The organism is Corynebacterium sp. 21KM1197 (assembly GCF_033783015.1).
Lineage (GTDB): Bacteria > Actinomycetota > Actinomycetes > Mycobacteriales > Mycobacteriaceae > Corynebacterium.
On the sequence record NZ_CP123907.1, the window covers coordinates 514266 to 531760 of the forward strand.

Annotated in this window: 18 protein-coding genes; 11 read left to right on the forward strand and 7 right to left on the reverse strand. The window is 66.6% G+C overall.

The genetic code is table 11. The annotated features are described in order from the left end of the window. The first annotated feature begins 4 nt into the window (after nucleotides 1-4). The 6 genes from mtrA to secA all read left to right on the forward strand — a co-directional run bounded on the left by mtrA (nucleotide 5) and on the right by secA (nucleotide 8337). Nucleotides 5-685: an MtrAB system response regulator MtrA gene (gene mtrA, locus OLW90_RS02590; RefSeq protein ID WP_319651220.1), complete on the forward strand. Its 681-nt coding sequence runs from the start codon at nucleotides 5-7 to the stop codon at nucleotides 683-685. Nucleotides 686-694: 9 nt separating this feature from the next. After that, nucleotides 695-2242 (forward strand): MtrAB system histidine kinase MtrB, encoded by a 1548-nt coding sequence (gene mtrB, locus OLW90_RS02595; RefSeq protein ID WP_319651807.1) that lies wholly within the window; start codon nucleotides 695-697, stop codon nucleotides 2240-2242. Then, the gene (locus OLW90_RS02600; protein ID WP_319651221.1) at nucleotides 2239-4146 is read left to right on the forward strand and encodes an LpqB family beta-propeller domain-containing protein; all 1908 of its coding nucleotides are present in this window, start codon (nucleotides 2239-2241) and stop codon (nucleotides 4144-4146) included. The genes mtrB and OLW90_RS02600 overlap by 4 nt, the downstream gene beginning before the upstream one ends. A gap of 2 nt (nucleotides 4147-4148) precedes the next feature. Continuing rightward, the gene (locus OLW90_RS02605) at nucleotides 4149-4754 is read left to right on the forward strand and encodes a ComF family protein (RefSeq protein ID WP_319651222.1); all 606 of its coding nucleotides are present in this window, start codon (nucleotides 4149-4151) and stop codon (nucleotides 4752-4754) included. A gap of 160 nt (nucleotides 4755-4914) precedes the next feature. Next, complete coding sequence (gene hpf / locus OLW90_RS02610) at nucleotides 4915-5586, forward strand: ribosome hibernation-promoting factor, HPF/YfiA family (RefSeq protein WP_319651223.1); 672 nt, start codon at nucleotides 4915-4917, stop codon at nucleotides 5584-5586. 177 nt (nucleotides 5587-5763) lie between these two features. Then, complete coding sequence (secA, locus tag OLW90_RS02615; RefSeq protein WP_319651224.1) at nucleotides 5764-8337, forward strand: preprotein translocase subunit SecA; 2574 nt, start codon at nucleotides 5764-5766, stop codon at nucleotides 8335-8337. A 69-nt stretch (nucleotides 8338-8406) separates the two neighbouring features. On the opposite strand, the gene OLW90_RS02620 is transcribed toward secA, so the two are convergent. Beyond that, nucleotides 8407-8811 (reverse strand): hypothetical protein, encoded by a 405-nt coding sequence (locus tag OLW90_RS02620; protein ID WP_319651225.1) that lies wholly within the window; start codon nucleotides 8809-8811, stop codon nucleotides 8407-8409. 98 nt (nucleotides 8812-8909) lie between these two features. On the opposite strand from OLW90_RS02620, the gene OLW90_RS02625 reads away from it, so the two are divergent. Together OLW90_RS02625 and OLW90_RS02630 are read left to right on the forward strand one after the other, a co-directional pair. Next, nucleotides 8910-9320 carry an HAD-IA family hydrolase gene (locus OLW90_RS02625; RefSeq protein ID WP_319651226.1) on the forward strand — a complete coding sequence of 137 codons (411 nt, stop codon included), beginning with the start codon at nucleotides 8910-8912 and terminating at the stop codon, nucleotides 9318-9320. Nucleotides 9321-9324: 4 nt separating this feature from the next. Then, nucleotides 9325-9831, forward strand: coding sequence for a DUF6912 family protein (locus OLW90_RS02630; protein WP_319651227.1), 507 nt, complete (start codon nucleotides 9325-9327; stop codon nucleotides 9829-9831). On the opposite strand, the gene rsgA is transcribed toward OLW90_RS02630, so the two are convergent. Then, on the reverse strand, nucleotides 9828-10823 hold the full coding sequence (rsgA, locus tag OLW90_RS02635) for a ribosome small subunit-dependent GTPase A (RefSeq protein ID WP_319651228.1): 996 nt from the start codon (nucleotides 10821-10823) through the stop codon (nucleotides 9828-9830). The genes OLW90_RS02630 and rsgA overlap by 4 nt on opposite strands. After that, nucleotides 10816-12108 (reverse strand): 3-phosphoshikimate 1-carboxyvinyltransferase, encoded by a 1293-nt coding sequence (gene aroA, locus OLW90_RS02640; RefSeq protein WP_319651229.1) that lies wholly within the window; start codon nucleotides 12106-12108, stop codon nucleotides 10816-10818. Before aroA ends, rsgA begins: the two co-directional genes overlap by 8 nt. A 79-nt stretch (nucleotides 12109-12187) precedes the next feature. Between aroA and OLW90_RS02645 the strand changes: the two genes are divergently transcribed. Beyond that, complete coding sequence (locus OLW90_RS02645) at nucleotides 12188-12802, forward strand: sigma-70 family RNA polymerase sigma factor (RefSeq protein ID WP_319651230.1); 615 nt, start codon at nucleotides 12188-12190, stop codon at nucleotides 12800-12802. Next, entirely contained in the window at nucleotides 12799-13056 is a 258-nt protein-coding gene (locus tag OLW90_RS02650) for an anti-sigma factor (RefSeq protein ID WP_319651231.1), read from the forward strand. Before OLW90_RS02645 ends, OLW90_RS02650 begins: the two co-directional genes overlap by 4 nt. A gap of 88 nt (nucleotides 13057-13144) precedes the next feature. On the opposite strand, the gene OLW90_RS11630 is transcribed toward OLW90_RS02650, so the two are convergent. Together OLW90_RS11630 and OLW90_RS02655 are read right to left on the reverse strand one after the other, a co-directional pair. Further along, nucleotides 13145-13219 carry a 50S ribosomal protein bL37 gene (locus OLW90_RS11630; RefSeq protein ID WP_370513925.1) on the reverse strand — a complete coding sequence of 25 codons (75 nt, stop codon included), beginning with the start codon at nucleotides 13217-13219 and terminating at the stop codon, nucleotides 13145-13147. 123 nt (nucleotides 13220-13342) lie between these two features. Continuing rightward, nucleotides 13343-13600: a WhiB family transcriptional regulator gene (locus OLW90_RS02655; protein ID WP_055122122.1), complete on the reverse strand. Its 258-nt coding sequence runs from the start codon at nucleotides 13598-13600 to the stop codon at nucleotides 13343-13345. Nucleotides 13601-14263: 663 nt separating this feature from the next. Here OLW90_RS02655 and OLW90_RS02660 point away from each other — a divergent pair. Further along, complete coding sequence (locus tag OLW90_RS02660) at nucleotides 14264-14677, forward strand: hypothetical protein (RefSeq protein WP_319651232.1); 414 nt, start codon at nucleotides 14264-14266, stop codon at nucleotides 14675-14677. Nucleotides 14678-14713: 36 nt separating this feature from the next. On the opposite strand, the gene OLW90_RS02665 is transcribed toward OLW90_RS02660, so the two are convergent. Next, the gene (locus tag OLW90_RS02665; RefSeq protein ID WP_319651233.1) at nucleotides 14714-15952 is read right to left on the reverse strand and encodes a hypothetical protein; all 1239 of its coding nucleotides are present in this window, start codon (nucleotides 15950-15952) and stop codon (nucleotides 14714-14716) included. After that, a complete protein-coding gene (locus OLW90_RS02670) occupies nucleotides 15949-17367 on the reverse strand; it encodes a DEAD/DEAH box helicase (RefSeq protein WP_319651234.1) in 1419 nt (472 codons plus the stop codon). The genes OLW90_RS02665 and OLW90_RS02670 overlap by 4 nt, the downstream gene beginning before the upstream one ends. Nucleotides 17368-17495: the final 128 nt, after the last annotated feature.

Here is a 17495-nt window from a genome sequence, read left to right on the forward strand (position 1 = left end):
AAACATGGTGCCCAAGATCCTGGTGGTGGACGATGATCCCGCGATCTCCGAGATGCTCACCCTGGTGCTAGAGGGAGAGGGCTTTGACACCGTGGCGGTGATGGACGGCGTGGAGGCCGTGCCCACCGCCCAGCGCGAGGCACCCGACCTCATTCTGCTGGACCTCATGCTTCCCGGCATGAACGGCGTGGATATCTGCCGGGCGATTCGGCAGGAATCCACCGTGCCGATCGTCATGCTCACCGCCAAGACGGACACGGTGGACGTGGTGCTGGGCCTGGAATCGGGGGCCGATGATTACATCACCAAGCCCTTCAAGCCCAAGGAACTGGTGGCCCGGATCCGCGCCCGCCTGCGCCGCACGGAGAACGAACCCAGCGAGGTCCTGGAGGTGGGTTCCGTGGTGATCGACGTCCCCCGGCACTCCGTGCGCCGCGACGGCGAGGAGGTATCCCTCACCCCCATCGAGTTCGACCTGCTGGTGGAGATGGCCCGCAAGCCCGGCCAGGCCTTTAGCCGCGATGAACTCTTAGAGCGGGTGTGGGGCTACCGACAGTCCGCCGATAGTCGCGTGGTGAACGTGCATGTGCAGCGCCTGCGCTCCAAGATCGAAAAGGATCCGGAGAACCCCACCATCATTCTCACCGTGCGGGGAGTGGGGTATAAGACGGGCTCGGGGGAGTAACGCGGCTTGTTGAGGCAAAAACTCGCGCGGTGGCAGGAATCCATCGCGGAATCCTGGCGCACCTCGCTTCAGGTGCGGGTGATCGGCTCCATGCTGGTGTCCACCTCCGTGGTCATGCTCATCCTGGGCCTGGCGATGATCTCGATTGTCACCCAGCGCCTGGTGGACAGCAAGATCAACACCGCGGACTCGGAGATCGAGCGCGTGCGCCTGGCCGTGGAGCAGCAGATCGCGGCCACCTCGCCCAATAATTCCGTGCAGGTGCGCCTCAACTCCGCGCGCGCCGCGCTGACCAACCGCGCCAGCGCGGAGGCCGATACCTCCCCCTATGAGCCGGTGCTCGTGGTGGCTCACCACGAGGAGGCGCAAGTTTCCGCCCCCCAGGGCTTTGACATTCCCTCCGGGCTGCAAAAGTTCGTCAGCGAGGGGCAGGTGTCCACCCAGTTTCACGAGGTGGGCCGCAGCGACGGCACGCACTATAACGCCCTGATCATCGGCAGCCCCACCAGCTCCGATATTCCCGGCTTGCAGGTGTATCTGGTGCTCTCCATGGAGGACGACGAGGAGACGATGGCCCTGATACGTGGCCTGATCTCCGCGGCCGCCGTGATCGTGGTGGTGCTGCTCATTGGCATCGCCTGGCTGCTGGCCCAGCAGGTGATTACCCCGGTGCGCTCGGCCTCCCGGATCGCGGAGCGCTTGGCTGCGGGCCACCTGCGCGAGCGCATGTCCGTGGAGGGCGAGGACGAGATGGCGCGCCTGGCCATGAGCTTTAACTCCATGGCGGAATCCCTGTCCAAGCAGATTCAGCAACTCAAGGAATACGGCGACCTCCAGCGCCAGTTCACCTCGGACGTCTCCCACGAGTTGCGCACCCCCCTCACCACGGTGCGCATGGCGGCGGACATGATCGCCATGCACGCCGACGAGTTCGATCCCGGCACCCGCCGCGCCACGGAACTGATGATCAGCGAGCTGGATCGCTTCGAGGATCTGCTCACCGACCTGCTGGAAATCTCCCGGCACGACGCCGGCGTGGCGGACCTCAGCGAGTCCCGCCTGGACATCCGCATGTGCGTGAACGAGGCCTGGCAGCAGGTGGAGCACCTGGCCGCGGAGATCGGCGTGGAGGTGAATATCCACACCCCGGAGGAGCCGCTGTATCTCACGGCGGATTCGCGCCGGGTGGAGCGCGTGCTGCGCAACCTGCTGGCCAATGCCATCGACCACTCGGAGGGGAACCCGGTGGAGGTGCGCCTGGCGGGCAACGAGGAGGCCGTGGCGGTGACGGTGACCGATCACGGCGTGGGCCTGCGCGAGGGCCAGGAGGAATTGGTGTTCAACCGCTTCTGGCGGGCCGACCCCTCCCGCAAGCGCCACTCCGGGGGCACCGGCCTGGGGCTGGCCATTGCCCAGGAGGACATCGTCTTGCACGGCGGGATTCTCGACGCCGCCGGAACCGAGGGCGTGGGCTCCCAGTTCCGCGTGGTGCTGCCGCGTAGCCCGAAGGCGAAGGTGGACAACAGCCCCTTGGAATTGGAGGCACCGCAGGCATGATTTCCCGGAAGAACCCCCAGGCCGTGCTCGGCCCGCACACCCGTCAGTCCGGCCAGCCTTGGCAGAACCCGCAGGTTCCGCGAGGTCGTCGCAAAGCATGGCGCACCGGAGTGGCCATCGTGTGCTGCGCGAGCCTGCTGGGTGCGTGCAGCACCTTGCCGCGTAACTCCGAGCCCCGAGCCCTGCGCGCCTTTAGTTCCGCACCGCAGGAGCCGGAGCAGACCGTGGTGCCGGAGCATGACGCCGACCCCGGCGTGCTGCTGCGCGATTTCTTCCAGGCCTCGGCCAATCCCTCGCAGAACTATCAGTCCGCGCGCGCCTTCCTCTCCTCCGATGTGGCCCCCTCCTGGCCCAAGCAGCAGAGCATCCGCGTGATCGAGGGCATGGAGACCAGCACGGAGCCGGGTTCCACCGATTCCAAGCACACCCTGCGCATCAGGGCCAACGTGATCGGGGAGATGGACTCGGAGGGTTCCTTTGTGCCGCTCAACGAGCGCATGGAAACCTCCGTGGTGTTCGAGCGCAACGAGGACGATCAGTGGCGCATGACCACCCTGCCCGGCGTGGTGATCATCGAGCGCACGGATCTGCGCAACCACTACGAGCCGCGCACCCTGTACTTCCCGAGCAAGAACGGCAAGAATCTGGTGGGTGATCGCCGCTGGGTGTATCGCGGCCAGGAGGATATGCGCGATACCCTGCTGGGCATGCTGCTCCACGGGCCCAGCGAGACGATCCGCCCCGCTGTGCGCAGCGATATTCCGCAGAATGCCTCCCTTTCCGTGAGCACCAGCGGCATGCTGCGCTTTGCCGGAATGAGTGGCCTGGATAGGGAACAGCGCATTGCCTTTGCCGCGCAGGTGGTGTGGACGCTGGCCGGGGCCAACATTGGCGGGCCTTATTCCATCGAGGTCGATGGCGCCCCCGTGGAGGAGGGCCTGGAGGAGATCACCACTGATGACGTGGCGGATTATAACCCCGAGGTGGGCTCGACCACCGTCACCCCGCTGTACGCCATATCCGAGGACGGCGCGCTGGTGACCGTCTCCGCGAACATGGCCGAGCCGGTGCCGGGCCCCCTGGGCTCTGCGGGTTCGATGGAGCAGGCGGACATCACCGCGGACGGCCACATTGCGCTCACCCGCGAATCCGGGGAGCACACCCGGCTGTACCTGGGCAAGATCGACGGGGGAGTGGAGGAGGCCTTAGAGGCGGGGACCGTCACCCGGCCCTCCTTCGAGCAGGGCACCTCGGCGGCTTGGTCGGTCATCGACGGCTCCGAGGTGGTGCGCGTGGTGCGCTCGTCGAGCACGGGAGAGTTGGTGCACACCACCGTGAATACCTCGGCGCTTTCCGCATTGCGGCGGGAGGAATCGGCCAATACGGACTCCGAGGCCGGAAGCGCGAGCGCAGGGGCCAGCGAGGCGGCGGCCACCAGTACCCACAACACCCCGGAACCGCCCCGGGCGCCCATGACGGAACTGCGCCTTTCCCCCTCCGGGGCTCGCGCCGCCATGATTATTGATTCCCGCGTGTACGTGGGCATCGTGGACAAGGGCGAGGCGGGTGGTCGGGCCATCGTGAACCCGATGGAGGTTTCCCCGCAGTTGGCGGGCCGGGTGACCGCCGTGGATTGGGGCACCGATGGTTCCCTGTTGGTGGGCACCAACGAGGCCGGAAGCCCGCTCTTTAGGGTGGAACAGGATGGCTCGGAGACGGCCGCCATCGCCTCCTCCACGATCTCGGCCCCGGTGATCGCCGTGGCGGACTCCGGGGACAAGCTCTACCTCACGGACTCCCTGGCCATGCGCATGATGCCGGACGCCCCCTCGGGCGAGGAGGGCTACTGGCGCGAGGTACCCGGCCTGCAAGGCACCCGCGCCACCCCCATCGTGGTGCACTAGCGGTGGAACTGCTGCTGCCCCGGCGCTGCGCGGGGTGCGGGGTGGCCGGGGAGGTGCTGTGCCCCCGGTGTCGGCTGGTGTGGGCGCAGCCGCCGCAGCGCGTCACCGCCTCCTTGGACCCGCTGGTGCCGGTGTGGTCAATGGGCGTTTATGGCGGCCCGCGCCAGCGCACGATCGTCAGCCTCAAGGAACGCGGCAACCGGGCGGTGGCCGGTCACATCGGCGCGGCCCTGGCGGCGGGCCTCGAATATCTGCGGGCGCGGGGCGAATTGCCCGAGGAGGCCGTGGCGCTGCCCGCCCCCACCCGCGCGCGCTCGGCGCGGCTGCGCGGCGGGGATCACGTCACCGCCTGCTGCCGGGCCGCCGGTATCCCGGTGGCGGCGGGCAGGCTGCGTTACCGGGGCGGGGTGCACGATTCCGTGGGGCTCAGCGCCCAGGAGCGGCGCCGCAACGTGGCCGGGGCGGTGCGGATTGGCGGGGTGCTGCCGCCCCGGGTGGTGCTTATCGACGACGTCCTGACCACCGGCGCGACCATCGGCGCGGCGGCCGCACTGCTGCTGGCCCAGGGGATCGAGGTGGATGGGGCCGTGGTGTGGGCGCATGCTTAGGCGATGGATGATTCTTGGATTGATTCTTGGACGCTGTGTGCCGGAGAGTAACCGCAACGTAAACATCGGGTAAACAAAGTCCCTCCGGCAGGTGCTGGATCCGCGTATCATGGGCGGCGGACGCATGATGTCCACCGCCTATGTCTAGGGAGGTAAGAAGATGTCCACTGATGTCAATGGCCACGAGTCCTTGAGCCCGGAGGCGCAAGTTTCCATCACCGGGCGCAACGTGGAGGTTCCCGAGCACTTTGCCGAGCGCGTGAACGCCAAGCTCGCCAAGATCGAAAAGCTCGATCCCACGCTCACCTCGTTCCACGTGGAATTGCAGCACGAGCCCAATCCGCGCCGCGAGGCCCAGAGCGATCGTATTCAGATCACCGCCTCGGGAAAGGGGCACATCGCCCGCGCGGAGGCCAAGGAAGATAGCTTCTACGCTGCCTTAGAGACGGCCCTTGCCCGCATGCAGCGCTCCCTGCGCAAGGTTAAGGCGCGTCGCTCGATCTCCCGCTCCGGGCACCGCGCGCCCAAGGGAGTGGGCGAGGTGGCCGCCGATCTGGTGGCCCAGGCCGATAAGGCCAAGCAGGAACAGGGCCGCTTTGACGTGGACCCGTATGCGGATTCCGTGGAGGACGTGCTGCCGGGCCAGGTGGTGCGCACCAAGGAGCACCCGGCCACGCCGATGTCGGTGGATGATGCCCTCTCGGAGATGGAGCTGGTGGGCCATGATTTCTATCTCTTCGTCGATGAGGAGACCGGCCGCCCCTCGGTGGTGTATCGCCGCCACGCCTTTGATTACGGCCTGATCTCGCTCACGGAGGCTACCCAGGATTAAGGGCGTTCCGCCCCGCGCGTGCCCGCCTGGCGCGCGCCGAGGGGCGTCGAAAAGCACCCCATGCACCGCCGTCCGTCACCCCGACGGGCGGCGGTGTTACACGTCCTGCCAGTCCCGCGTACACTGTCTGAGGATATTTCTATAAAACCGCCCTCTTCAGAGTAAGGACTGTGGGAAGTGCTAGGACTGTCGAAGTTGCTCCGCGCCGGTGAAGGCCGCACCGTGAAGCGTCTGGCAAAGATCGCTGACGACGTTATTGCCCTGGAGGACACGTATGCGGCGCTCAGTGACGAGGAACTCAAGGCAAAGACCGCCGAGTTCCAGGGTCGCCTGGAGGAGGGCGCGAGCCCGGACGATATTCTGCTCGACGCCTTTGCGGTGGCCCGCGAGGCCTCCTGGCGCGTGCTGGGCCAAAAGCACTTCCGCGTGCAGATCATGGGCGGTACCGCCCTGCACTTTGGCAACGTGGCCGAGATGCGCACGGGTGAGGGCAAGACACTGACCTGTGTGCTCCCGGCGTACCTCAACGCCCTGTCCGGCAAGGGCGTACACGTGGTCACGGTGAACGATTACCTGGCCAAGCGCGACGCCGAGTGGATGGGCCGCGTGCACCGCTTCCTGGGCCTGGAGGTGGGCGTGATCCTCTCCGAGATGCGCCCGGAGGAGCGCAGGCAGGCCTACGGCGCGGACATCACCTACGGCACGAACAACGAGTTCGGCTTTGATTACCTGCGCGATAACATGGTGCGCTCCCTGGAAGAGGTGGTGCAGCGTGGCCACCACTACGCCATCGTGGACGAGGTGGACTCCATCCTCATCGACGAGGCCCGCACGCCGCTGATTATCTCCGGCCCGGTCAATGGCACCTCCCAGTACTTCAACGTCTTTGCACAGCTCACCCCGCGCATGCGCGAGGGGATTCACTACGAGGTGGATCACCGCAAGCGCACCGTGGGTGTGCTGGAAGAGGGCGTGGAGTTCGTGGAGGATCAGCTGGGCATTGAGAATCTCTATGCCCCGGAGCACTCCCAGCTGGTGAGTTACCTCAATAACGCCATCAAGGCCAAGGAACTCTTTGAGCGCGATAAGGATTACATCGTGCGCAGCGGGGAAATCCTCATCGTGGATTCCTTCACCGGCCGCGTGCTTTCCGGCCGCCGCTACAACGAGGGCATGCACCAGGCCATCGAGGCCAAGGAGGGCGTGGAGATCAAGAATGAGAACCAGACCCTGGCCACGGTGACACTGCAAAACTACTTCCGCCTCTATGACAAGTTGGCGGGCATGACGGGTACCGCCGAGACCGAGGCCGCGGAACTCAACCAGATCTACAAGCTCAACGTGGTGCCCATTCCCACCAACCGTGAGAACGCGCGCGTGGATCACTCCGACCGCATCTACAAGACGCAGGAGGCCAAGTTCGCCGCCGTGGCGGAGGACATCGCCCAGCGCCAGGCGGCGGGCCAGCCGGTGCTGGTGGGTACCACCTCGGTGGAGCGCTCCGAGTACCTCTCTCAGCTGCTTCAGGCCAAGGGCATCAAGCACAACGTGCTCAACGCCAAGCACCACGAGCAGGAGGCGGAGATCGTGGCCCAGGCCGGGCTGCCGGGCGCGGTGACGGTGGCCACCAACATGGCCGGCCGCGGCACGGACATCGTGCTGGGTGGCAACCCGGATATTCTGCTGGACATTCAGCTGCGCGAGCGCGGCCTCGATCCGGTGGACAACGAGGAGGAGTACCAGGAGGCCTGGGAGCGCGAGTTGCCCAAGGTCAAGGAGCGCTCCCAGGAGCTTGGCGACGCAGTCCGCGAGGCCGGTGGCCTCTACGTGCTGGGCACCGAGCGCCACGAGTCCCGCCGCATCGATAATCAGCTGCGTGGTCGTTCCGCGCGTCAGGGTGATCCGGGCGAGACGCGCTTCTACCTCTCCATGCGCGATGAACTCATGGTGCGCTTTGTGGGGCAAACCATGGAGAACATGATGAATCGCCTTAACGTGCCGGACGATGTGCCCATCGAGGCCAAGATGGTGACCAACTCCATCAAGGGCGCGCAGGCGCAGGTGGAGAACCAGAACTTTGAGATGCGCAAGAACGTGCTCAAGTATGACGAGGTGCTCAACGAGCAGCGCAAGGTGATCTACCGCGAGCGCCACGACATCCTGGAGTCCTCGGACATCAGCGAGCACATCCAGTCCATGATCGACGAGACCATCGGGGCCTACGTGGAGGGTGCCACCGCCCAGGGTTATGTGGAGGATTGGGATCTCACCGCCCTGTGGCACGCCCTGGAATCCCTCTATGGCCCCACGATCAGCGCCGAGGATCTGGTGCAGGGCACCGAGTACGGCTCCGCCGGGGAACTCACCGCCAGCCAGTTGCGCGAGGCACTGCTTGCCGACGCCCACGCGCAGTACGCCGACCTGGAGCAGAAGGTGACGGAGGTCAGCGGCGAGACCCAGATGCGCGACCTGGAGCGCATGGTGATCCTCCCGGTGATCGACCAGAAGTGGCGCGAGCACCTCTACGAGATGGATTACCTCAAGGAGGGCATCGGCCTGCGCGCGATGGCGCAGCGCGACCCGCTGGTGGAGTACCAGAAGGAGGGCGGCGAGATGTTCCAGGCCATGAATGACGCGATCAAGGAAGAAACCGTGCGTCAGCTCTTCATGCTGCGCAAGCAGTTCCTGGGGGCCCAGGAGGAGGCCGCGCAGGGGGAGGCCGTGCAGGAAGCCTCGCAGGAAACCGAGTAACGCTCGGGGCCAAGCGGGCGGTGGGTGTTTTTAAGGTACCCCGCCCGCTTTTTCTATTTCCCTGTGGTCCTAGCGCAGGACCTTAAAGCCCGCTATCTTCCCCTTGCTTACCCAGCCGGTGAAGCCGTAGCGCTCGCCACCGATCTCGCAGGTGCCGTAGAACTCCGGGTGATCGTGGTGGCGATCCCGCAGGTGCAGGGAGCGCAACCGCACGGCCTGCGGCCCGGTGCGGGGAAAGCCAGCCTGGGCGATCACGGCCGGGGCGTAGGCGAGCGGGCTGAGTTGGCGCGGCGGGCGCTGCCTGCACAGCACCTCCAAGAGGACGAGCACGCGGGCGCGCAACCGCTGCGGCGCGTTCTGCTCGTCCTGTGGGAGGGGAAGCGCGGCATTATCCGGTTGCGGAGCGTGGTCGGGGTCGCCTGGGCCTCCGACGTGGACTTTCAGGTGGCTGTATCCGGGTACGGGAATGAGCATGGCGATCTGGCCTCTCTGGTGCGAGGGCGCAGGACAGACACGGACGGGGCTGAGTATCATTGTGGCACGAAAGCGATACCGAGAGAAGGGAAGAGGGCGTGCGAGGGCTCATTGTTGATTACGCGGGTGTGTTAGACGGCTCCGAGGACGATCAGCGCCGCTGGCGCAATCTTTTTGCGGCGGCGAAGAAGAACGGCGTGGCCACGGCCATTTTGTCCAACGATCCGGGCGGCCCCGGCGCGGAGCCGATCCGCGAGTGGGAGTATCGCGGCATCGTGGACGCGGTGCTGCTCTCCGGGGAGATCGGCGCGGAGAAGCCCGACGAGCGCGCCCTGAGCATCGCAGCGGACACCCTGGAGTTGCCCATGCGCGACTGCGTGCTCATTGATGATTCCATCGTGAACGTGCGCGCCGCCGTGGAGGCGGGCCTGGTGGGCGTGCTCTACCAGTCCTTTGATCGCACCGTGGTGGAGATCGTGGGTCTCTTTGACATCGAGGGGGAGTTTTAGGCCCATGCGCGTGTATATCCCCGCCACCTTTAGCACCCTGCGCGGGCTCAACGAGTCCCGCGTGGTCACCGCGCGTTCGGGTTGGGCCTTTGCGGTGACTCCGGCCCTGCGCGAGTTCTACACGGAGGGCGATGAGGAGGAGATCGCGCACGCGGCCTTTCAGGACGCCGCCGAGGCCTCCCTGCGCCTGCTGGCGGTGGGGGATGAGGAGGATTTTCCGCACCGTCGCGTGGTGATCTCCGCCGACGTGCCCGATCACCACGCCACCACCACCCCGGAGAACGGGGAATCGGTGGTGAAGCTGAACCCGGCCCAGATCAATCTGGTAGACGTGGCGGCCATTCACGTGGACGTGCCGGAGTCCGAGGAGGCCACGGCCAAGGCCATCGCGGCTATCGACGCCGCCGACCTCGGTGACGAGGACGCCGAGCTCACCGTGGGGGACGCCCTGGATAACTTCCTGGCCTGGTATGACCCCAGCGAACTCCCGGTGCTGGTGGAGTTGCTTTAATCCCAATCCACGTTGGTGCGCAGCGCCGTGAGCAGGGCGCGCACGGCCTGGGTGCGGCGCGCACTGGCCCCGTCGAGGGTATCCAGGGCGCACTCGGGATCGGCGGGTGGGCCCATGTGGGTGCAGCCGCGGGGGCAGTCCTGGGCCACCTCCGCGAGGTCCTCAAACACCCCCACCACGGTATCGGCCTCCACGTGGGCCAGGCCAAAGGAGCGAATACCGGGGGTATCAATGATCCAACCGTCGGCATCTCCCGGCAGCCGCAGCGCCACGGACTGCGTGGAGGTGTGGCGGCCCTTGCCCACCTCGGAGACCTCCCCGGTGGCGCGCTCGGCCTGGGGTACTAGGCGATTGACCAGGGTGGATTTGCCCACCCCGGAGTGCCCGATCACGGCGCTGGTGTGTCCGCCGATGGTGTCGAGGAGTTCGTCCAGGGAATCGTCCACCCCGCAGGTGAGCACGGGCACGTGGAGGTCCGCGAACTCTGCGGCAAAGGCCCGATGATCCGCGAGGTCCGTCTTGGTCAGGCACAGCACCGGGCGCAGCCCGCCCACGAAGGCCGCGATGAGGCTGCGCTCTACAAACCCCGCGCGCGGCGGGGGATCGGCCACGGCGCACACGATGAGCAGGAGTTCGGCATTGGCCACCACGATCCGCTCGTAGGGGTCGGTGTCATCGGCGGTGCGGCGCAGCACGGAGGAGCGCTCGGTGAGTTTCACGATGCGGGCCAGGGTTCCGGGCGCGCCGCTGGTATCGCCCACCACGCCCACGCGGTCGCCCACCTCGATGGGGGTGCGGCCCAGTTCCCTGGCCCGCATGCACACCACGGGGGCATCGGTGCCGTCGAGTACCACGCCCCAGCGGCCGCGATCCTTGGTCACCACCATGCCAAAGAGGGCGTCGCGGTGCTCGGGGCGATTCTTGGTGCGCGGGCGCGAGCCCTTGCCGGGGCGCACGCGCACGTCGGACTCGTCGTAGCGCCGCCTAGCCACGCACCATCGCCTCCCACATCCGGGCAAAGCCAGGCAGCGTCTTGGCGGTGGTGTCCACGTCATCCACGATCACGCCCGGTACCCGCAGGCCGATGATTGCCCCGGCGGTGGCCATGCGGTGATCGTCATAGGCACGCCAGGGCCCGCCGTGGAGTTCCTCTGTGGGGCGAATGTGCAGGCCATCGGGGGTTTCGGTGCAGTTACCGCCCAGGGCGTTGATCTCGGCGGCCAGGGCGGCCAGCCGGTCGGTCTCGTGCCCGCGCAGGTGGGCGATGCCACGCAGGTGGGAATCCGTCTCGGCCAGGGCGGCCAGGGCGGCCACGGTGGGGGTGAGTTCCCCGATCTCGGACATGTCCAGATCCAGGCCCTGCAACCTCCCGGTGGCCGGGCCGGTGATGGCCAGGGACTCGGGGGTGCTCATCACGGTGCCGCCCATCTGGGTGGCGATGCGGCGGAAGGCGTCGCCCGCCTGGGTGGTGGCGGCGGGCCAGTCGGGAATCCGCACCGTGCCCCCGGCCACGAGCGCGGCGGCCAGGAAGGGGGTGGCGTTGGAAAGATCCGGCTCGATCTCCCAGGTGCCCCCGGCGATGGGGCCGGGGTGTACCGTCCACTCCTCGTGGCCCGCCTCCACCGTCACCCCGGCGCGGCGCAGCATGTCCACGGTCATCTCGATGTGGGGCAGGCTGGGCAGGACGCCGCCTCGATGCCGCACGGTGATCCCGTGCTCAAAGCGCGGGGCGCTGAGCAGCAGACCGGAGACGAACTGGGAGGAACCCGAGGCATCCACCTCCACGGTGCCGCCCTCCGGGGTGCCGGTGCTCTCCACGCGGAAGGGGAGGGCCTGGCCGGTGATGTGCACGCCGAGGGTGCGGAGGGCGTCGAGAAGCGGGCGCATGGGGCGCTGGCGGGCGCGGGGGTCGCCGTCGAAAGCCACCGGCTGCGCGGCGAGCGCGGCCACGGGTGGGAGGAACCGCATGACGGTGCCCGCCAGCCCGCAATCCACCTCGGTGCCGTGGAGGGGCGCGGGGGTGAGGCGGATGGTGGTGGGATCGTCCTTTTCGATGGCGATGTGGGTGCCCATTGCGCGCAGCGCGGCGCACATGAGATCGGCGTCGCGGGAACGCAGCGCCCCGCGCAGGGTGGAGGGGCCCTCCGCGAGGGCGGCGAGCACGAGCGCCCGGTTAGTCATGGACTTGGAGCCGGGGACGCGCTGCGTCCAGTCCAGGGGGCCGGTGGCGGTGGGCGCGTGCCACGGGGCGGGCGAGGAGGGGTTTGTATCACGCACACTCCCATCATAGAGATGGCGCGGGGCTTACAATAGGGAGCGTTATCCGCACGACCGATGGAAAGGCCGCACCCTGATTATGGCGGACGCTGAGTTACGCGAGCTTCACCAGCGCTTTGAGGAGGAAGCCCTGCCGCTGCTGGATCAGCTCTACGGCGGCGCGCTGAAAATGACCCGGAACCCCGCCGACGCGGAGGACCTGGTGCAGGAGACGTACATGAAGGCCTTTCAGGCCTTTGATCGCTTCCAGCCCGGCACCAATCTCAAGGCCTGGCTGTACCGGATCATGACCAATACCTACATCAACTCCTACCGCAAGAAGCAGCGCCAACCCGCCCAAACGCCCACCGAGGAGATCACGGACTACCAGCTTTATACCACCTCCTCCCACGATTCCACGGGCCTGCTCTCCGCCGAGGTGGAGGCGCTGAAGAGAATGCCCAACCAGCAGATTATCGACGCCCTCGATCAACTGCGGGAGGATTACCGCATGGTGGTGTACTACTCCGACGTGGAGGGGCTGGCCTATAAGGAGATCGCGGAGATCATGGATACCCCGCTGGGCACGGTGATGAGCCGCCTGCACCGAGGAAGAAAACAACTGCGCGGGTTGTTAAAGGAAGTGGCACAGGAACAGGGGATCGGCCTCGACCACCCTGAGAACAGCAAAGACGCTCAGAAGGTGAAGAAATGACGTCCGAAAAAGAACCATGCGGCTGCCAGCGCGATACCATCGAACAGGCGCTTGCCACGCTCTTTGATAATCCCCGAACGGCGGAGGAGTGCGCGGCGCTGAGGGAGCAGATCGCGCGCTGCCCGGAGTGTTTCTCCCGCCTAGAGCGCGAGGAGGCCATGCGGGCCCTCATGCGAGGGTGTTGCGGCACGGACTCCGCCCCGATGGTGCTGCGCAGTAGGATCAGCGCGCAGCTTCGCATCATTCGGGAGTAAGCCCGCGAGAAAAGGCGGTGCCCGGTAGCGAAACCTCTCAGAGAGGCGCTACCGGGCACCGCCTTGGTGCGTAAGAGAACTGCCTTATTTAGGAGTTCGGACGCTTGCCGTGGTTAGCGGACTTCTTACGACGATCCTTGCGCTTGCGACCACGCTTGCTCATGATGACTCCTTGGGGTCGTATCGGTGTATTGAGGATAACCCCGCCGATTTTAGTGGCGGGGCGGCGGGGGAGGAAATTGGCTCCCCGTCCAGCCGCTCCGTTCCGGAGCCGGATGGGGAAACCTTAGACGGTCATGCGCACGCGGCGGCCGCGGTTGTTGCGGCGCTTGAGCGCGCGGCGCTCGTCCTCGGAGAGGCCGCCCCACACGCCGGCGTCCTGGCCGGTTTCCAGGGCCCAGCGCAGGCACTGGGAGGTGACGGGGCAGCGGTTGCAGACGATCTTGGCCTTGGCGATCTGAGCGAGGGCGGGGCCGGAGTTGCCCACGGGGAAGAACAGCTCGGGGTCCTCGTCGCGGCAAACGGCTTCATGGCGCCAATCCATAATGGTTCTCCTTACATACGTTTTGTGGTGGTCCGCAGGGGCGTGCGGGCGGTGGAGCGATGAGGGCACACCAGAAGAAACCCGTGAAGGTTCAAAAAGAGTGGGGTAGCGCGGTCACCCGGGTGGGCGGCTGCGGTGTTCACGCCGCCTTAACCTGCCGGTGACCTCACGTTCACGCTCCATTAACGAGCTAGTCGTTTTGGTTACCTGGAGATAATGGCACGCATCAACAATCTTGGCTAGGGTTACGGGGCAAAAAGTAACATATATCACATATTTTCGTGGATATTTCACCCCTGGCGGCGCGCTGACGGGGTGTTCATTTTAGTGAGCCTACCCTTATTTTTATCGCTGTGCTGGGCTTTTAGGGGGAAGCGAAAGAAACTGCGGGGAACATATAAGTCAAATCACTCACCCGGTGCGTAGCCCCATTCGTTGCTCCTCGCTGCCTTGGTTTGCTCATTTAGTTTGTCCCCCCCCGGAGTTCCCCCGGAGTGTGGCTTGAGGTGGGGTGCAAAGTGGGGTTCGGAGTAGGCCCCGGAGCGGTGCGAGGGCCGCACCAGGAACGGGTACCCGGAACAAGACCTGCGCGGGTACTTAAAACTCAGGCCTCCGGCGGCGTAAGGCCGAGGGATCGGACGCGATAGAATTGCCTCCGTGAGCATGACACCGCCTCCCCCCGTCCGCTGGTCCGCCATTATTTCCCTGCTGCAATCCCTCATCGGGATCGGCTACGCCCTCCTGCTCATCGTGCGCCAGGTCAGCGGCGAGCGCGATGCGGCCATCGTCAGCGAGAGCGCCAACGCCTCCTGGGTGGGGTTGGGCACCGCCGTCTTTTTCCTCATCATCTTCGGCACCGTGCTCGCCGGGGGAATCGCGGTGCTGCGCTCTCGTGGACGCTGGGGGCGCGGGCCGGTGATTATGCTCAATCTGATCCTGCTGCCCATCTCTTTTAGCATGTGCGGCGCGGGGGCGTGGCTGATGGGCATTGCCACGGGGCTCTCCGCCGTCGCGGTGCTGGCCATGATGTTTAGCCCCCGCGCGGTGGCCTGGGCCAGCCGCATGTATGAGGGCTAATCGGGGCGTCGATAAGCGGCAGATAAGCCGGAGCCGTTAGGGGGTGGCGCGCAGCCCCACGAGGTTCCCGTCGCGTCGCTCCACCACGGTATCGCCCACCACGGCCAGCGCGATCACGGAAGCCTCCTGCGGGCGGGCCACCTCCACGGTGCGCTCGGTGTGGGTGCCCTCGGCGTCGGCAATGGCGATGCCTGCGGCGGTGGGGTAAAGCAATCGTTCCGCCAGTGCGGCCCCGGTACCTATGGCGTCCTCGATCACCTGGGAGACGGAGAGGTCGTTGGGGTGGAAGAGGTAGAGCCGCTGGCCATCAAACCAGCTCATGCGCGAGGGGAGGTCGGCCGTGCGGGGGGAGAAAATCTCCTCCGCCGGGGCCTCCTCGATCAGCGGGGAGGGCTCCACCTCGCGGGAGGCGAGCTCCACCCCCGCCGTGTCAAAGGAGGCAATGCGCGGGCGTTGCCCGGGGATATACACCGCCGCCGCGCTCTCGCCCACGGACACCAGCCGCACGCCCTCCTCCGGGAGCAGCACCTCGCCGGTGATCTCCGGCTCGCGGGAGGACTCCGGGGTGGCCTCCTGCATGCGCAGCCAGGTGCCCTCCTCACCGGGGCAGACCTCGGTGACGGCCAGCACGTCCTTGCGGGTCAGCGCCGAGGTGATCGAGCACTCCTCGTGGGGCTGCAACTCCGGCTCCTGCTTGGCTTCCACATCGCCGTACTCCACCGTGCGCACCAGATCCGAGCGCCACAGTTCCACCCGCTCCGGGCTCACGGTGCCGATCCGATCGTTCGAGGCCACGGCGGCGGTGTCCGCGCTGTTCAGCGCGGAACGGGTGTGCTCGTACTCGCCGGTCTTGGCGTCCAGCGCCACCGCATCTCCGCACCCCCCGCCGTTGCGATAGGTGATCACCACCGAGCCCCAGGCGGTGCCCAGGGAGCAAATCTCGTGATCGTCGCGGCCATAACTCCACAGCACCTCGCCGCGATGATCCCGGGCATACACCGTGTGATCGTCGCGGCTAAAGGTCAGCCCGTAGGCGTACAGCGGGCGGTTCACCCCCGGCGTGGGCACATCGGGGGCCTCCCACTCCTCGACGAAGGCGGCGGGTACCGCGTCTAAGGAGGGGGGCGCGGAATACTCGCCCGCGTAAGGGTTTGGGTGGGCGCTGCGGATCGGGGAGGTCAGCGCCACCCCCGTCACTGCGGCGATCCCCAGCACCGCCAGGGCCGCCGTGGCTATCAGATCGCGCCGGGTGCGGCGCAGAGGAGGCCTGCTCACCGTTCGCGCCGCCTCCCTCGCGTGCTTTTCGACGCCCCCGCGCGGCCGTGGGGCTCGCGCCTGCCGGTATCGCGCCGCTCTGAGCCGCGCCGCCCGGTGCGTCGTGGTTCGGCCCCGCGAGGTTCGGCTCCGCGCCGGGGCGTGGCGCGCCGTCGCCCGGCCTGCTGTGCGGCGGGCCCGCCGAATACGCGGCGCGGGGTGCCCACGGTGTCTCCCACCTGCGGGGAGAGGTCAAAGGCCTCGCTGAGTTCCGGGGAGGTGGAAAACCACTGCGGAGGTTCGGAGAAGCCCAGGGAGTGCTCCTCGTCGATGATCTTCCACTTATTCACCTCGTCGTATCCCACCAGGGTCACGGCGGTGCCGCTGTGGCCCGCGCGCCCGGTGCGGCCGATCCGGTGAATATAGGTCATGGGATCATCGGGAACCTGATAGTTGATCACGTGGGTGACGTCATCGACGTCGATGCCGCGCGCCGCCACGTCCGTGGCCACCAGGATCTCAAAGCGGCGATCCCGGAACGCCTGGAGCGACTCCTCGCGCAGCACCTGCGGCAGATCGCCGTGTACCGCCCCCACCGTGAATCCCGCCTGGGCCAGGTCCTCGGCCAGCGTGGCCGCCGCGCGCTTGGTGCGGCTAAAGATGATGGTGCGGCCCCGGCCCGGTGCTTGCAGGATCCGGGCGGTCACGGCAAGTTTATCCATGCGGTGCGCCTGGAATACCACCTGGCGAATCCGATCGTGGGTGGGCTTATCCTCGTCCATCTCCGCGCGAATATGCAGGGGCTGATCCATGAAGCCGCGCGCGAGCGCCAGGATCGCGCCGGGCATGGTGGCGGAAAAGAGCATGGTCTGGTGCGCGTGGGTGAGCGCGGCCATGATTTTTTCCACGTCGGGTAAAAAGCCCAGGTCCAGCATCTCGTCCGCCTCGTCTAGCACCAAGATGGCCACGCGGCTGAGATCCAGGGAGCCGGAGGAATGGAGATCGAGCAGGCGGCCGGGGGTGCCCACCACCACGTCCGCACCGTTTTTCAGGGCTGCTATTTGCTCCTCGTAGCCGCGCCCGCCCACGATGGTGGTCACCGTCAGTGGGAGGTGAGTGGCGGCCAGGCGCAGGTCCTCGCCCACCTGATCGGCCAACTCCCGGGTGGGGGCCACCACCAGGGCGCGGGGGGAGCCGTCGAGTTCGGGAATGTCTGCGGAGTCAAAGACGCGGTCGAGGAGGGGAACGCCGTACCCGTATGTCTTGCCCATGCCGGTGCGCGCCTGGCCGATGATGTCGCGGCCGTCGAGAGCACGCGGCAGGGTGTATTCCTGAATGGCAAAGGTGCGCTCGATGCCGTGCTGTTTTAGCGCGTCCGTGATCTCCACGGCCACGCCGAGTTCTGCGAAGGTTGGGCTGTTGTTTCCTACAGACACACCTTAGATACTATCGACACCTGACTATGATGGTTCCATGACCGTCGGGACCGCCGGGCCGCTCGGCATGGATCGCGGTGGACGGTGGCGGAACATGGTCGCAAGAATTGAGAAAGCACGCACGCGAA

Bases quoted from the DNA above. Each gene is read 5' to 3' on its own strand.
- OLW90_RS02650 (WP_319651231.1), top strand. From the start codon at position 12,799: ATGACGTCCGAAAAAGAACCATGCGGCTGCCAGCGCGATACCATCGAA.
- OLW90_RS02600 (WP_319651221.1), top strand. From the start codon at position 2,239: ATGATTTCCCGGAAGAACCCCCAGGCCGTGCTCGGCCCGCACACCCGT.
- OLW90_RS02630 (WP_319651227.1), top strand. From the start codon at position 9,325: ATGCGCGTGTATATCCCCGCCACCTTTAGCACCCTGCGCGGGCTCAAC.
- hpf (WP_319651223.1), top strand. From the start codon at position 4,915: ATGTCCACTGATGTCAATGGCCACGAGTCCTTGAGCCCGGAGGCGCAA.
- OLW90_RS02660 (WP_319651232.1), top strand. From the start codon at position 14,264: ATGACACCGCCTCCCCCCGTCCGCTGGTCCGCCATTATTTCCCTGCTG.
- OLW90_RS02655 (WP_055122122.1), bottom strand. From the start codon at position 13,600: ATGGATTGGCGCCATGAAGCCGTTTGCCGCGACGAGGACCCCGAGCTG.
- mtrA (WP_319651220.1), top strand. From the start codon at position 5: ATGGTGCCCAAGATCCTGGTGGTGGACGATGATCCCGCGATCTCCGAG.
- OLW90_RS02645 (WP_319651230.1), top strand. From the start codon at position 12,188: ATGGCGGACGCTGAGTTACGCGAGCTTCACCAGCGCTTTGAGGAGGAA.
- OLW90_RS02620 (WP_319651225.1), bottom strand. From the start codon at position 8,811: ATGCTCATTCCCGTACCCGGATACAGCCACCTGAAAGTCCACGTCGGA.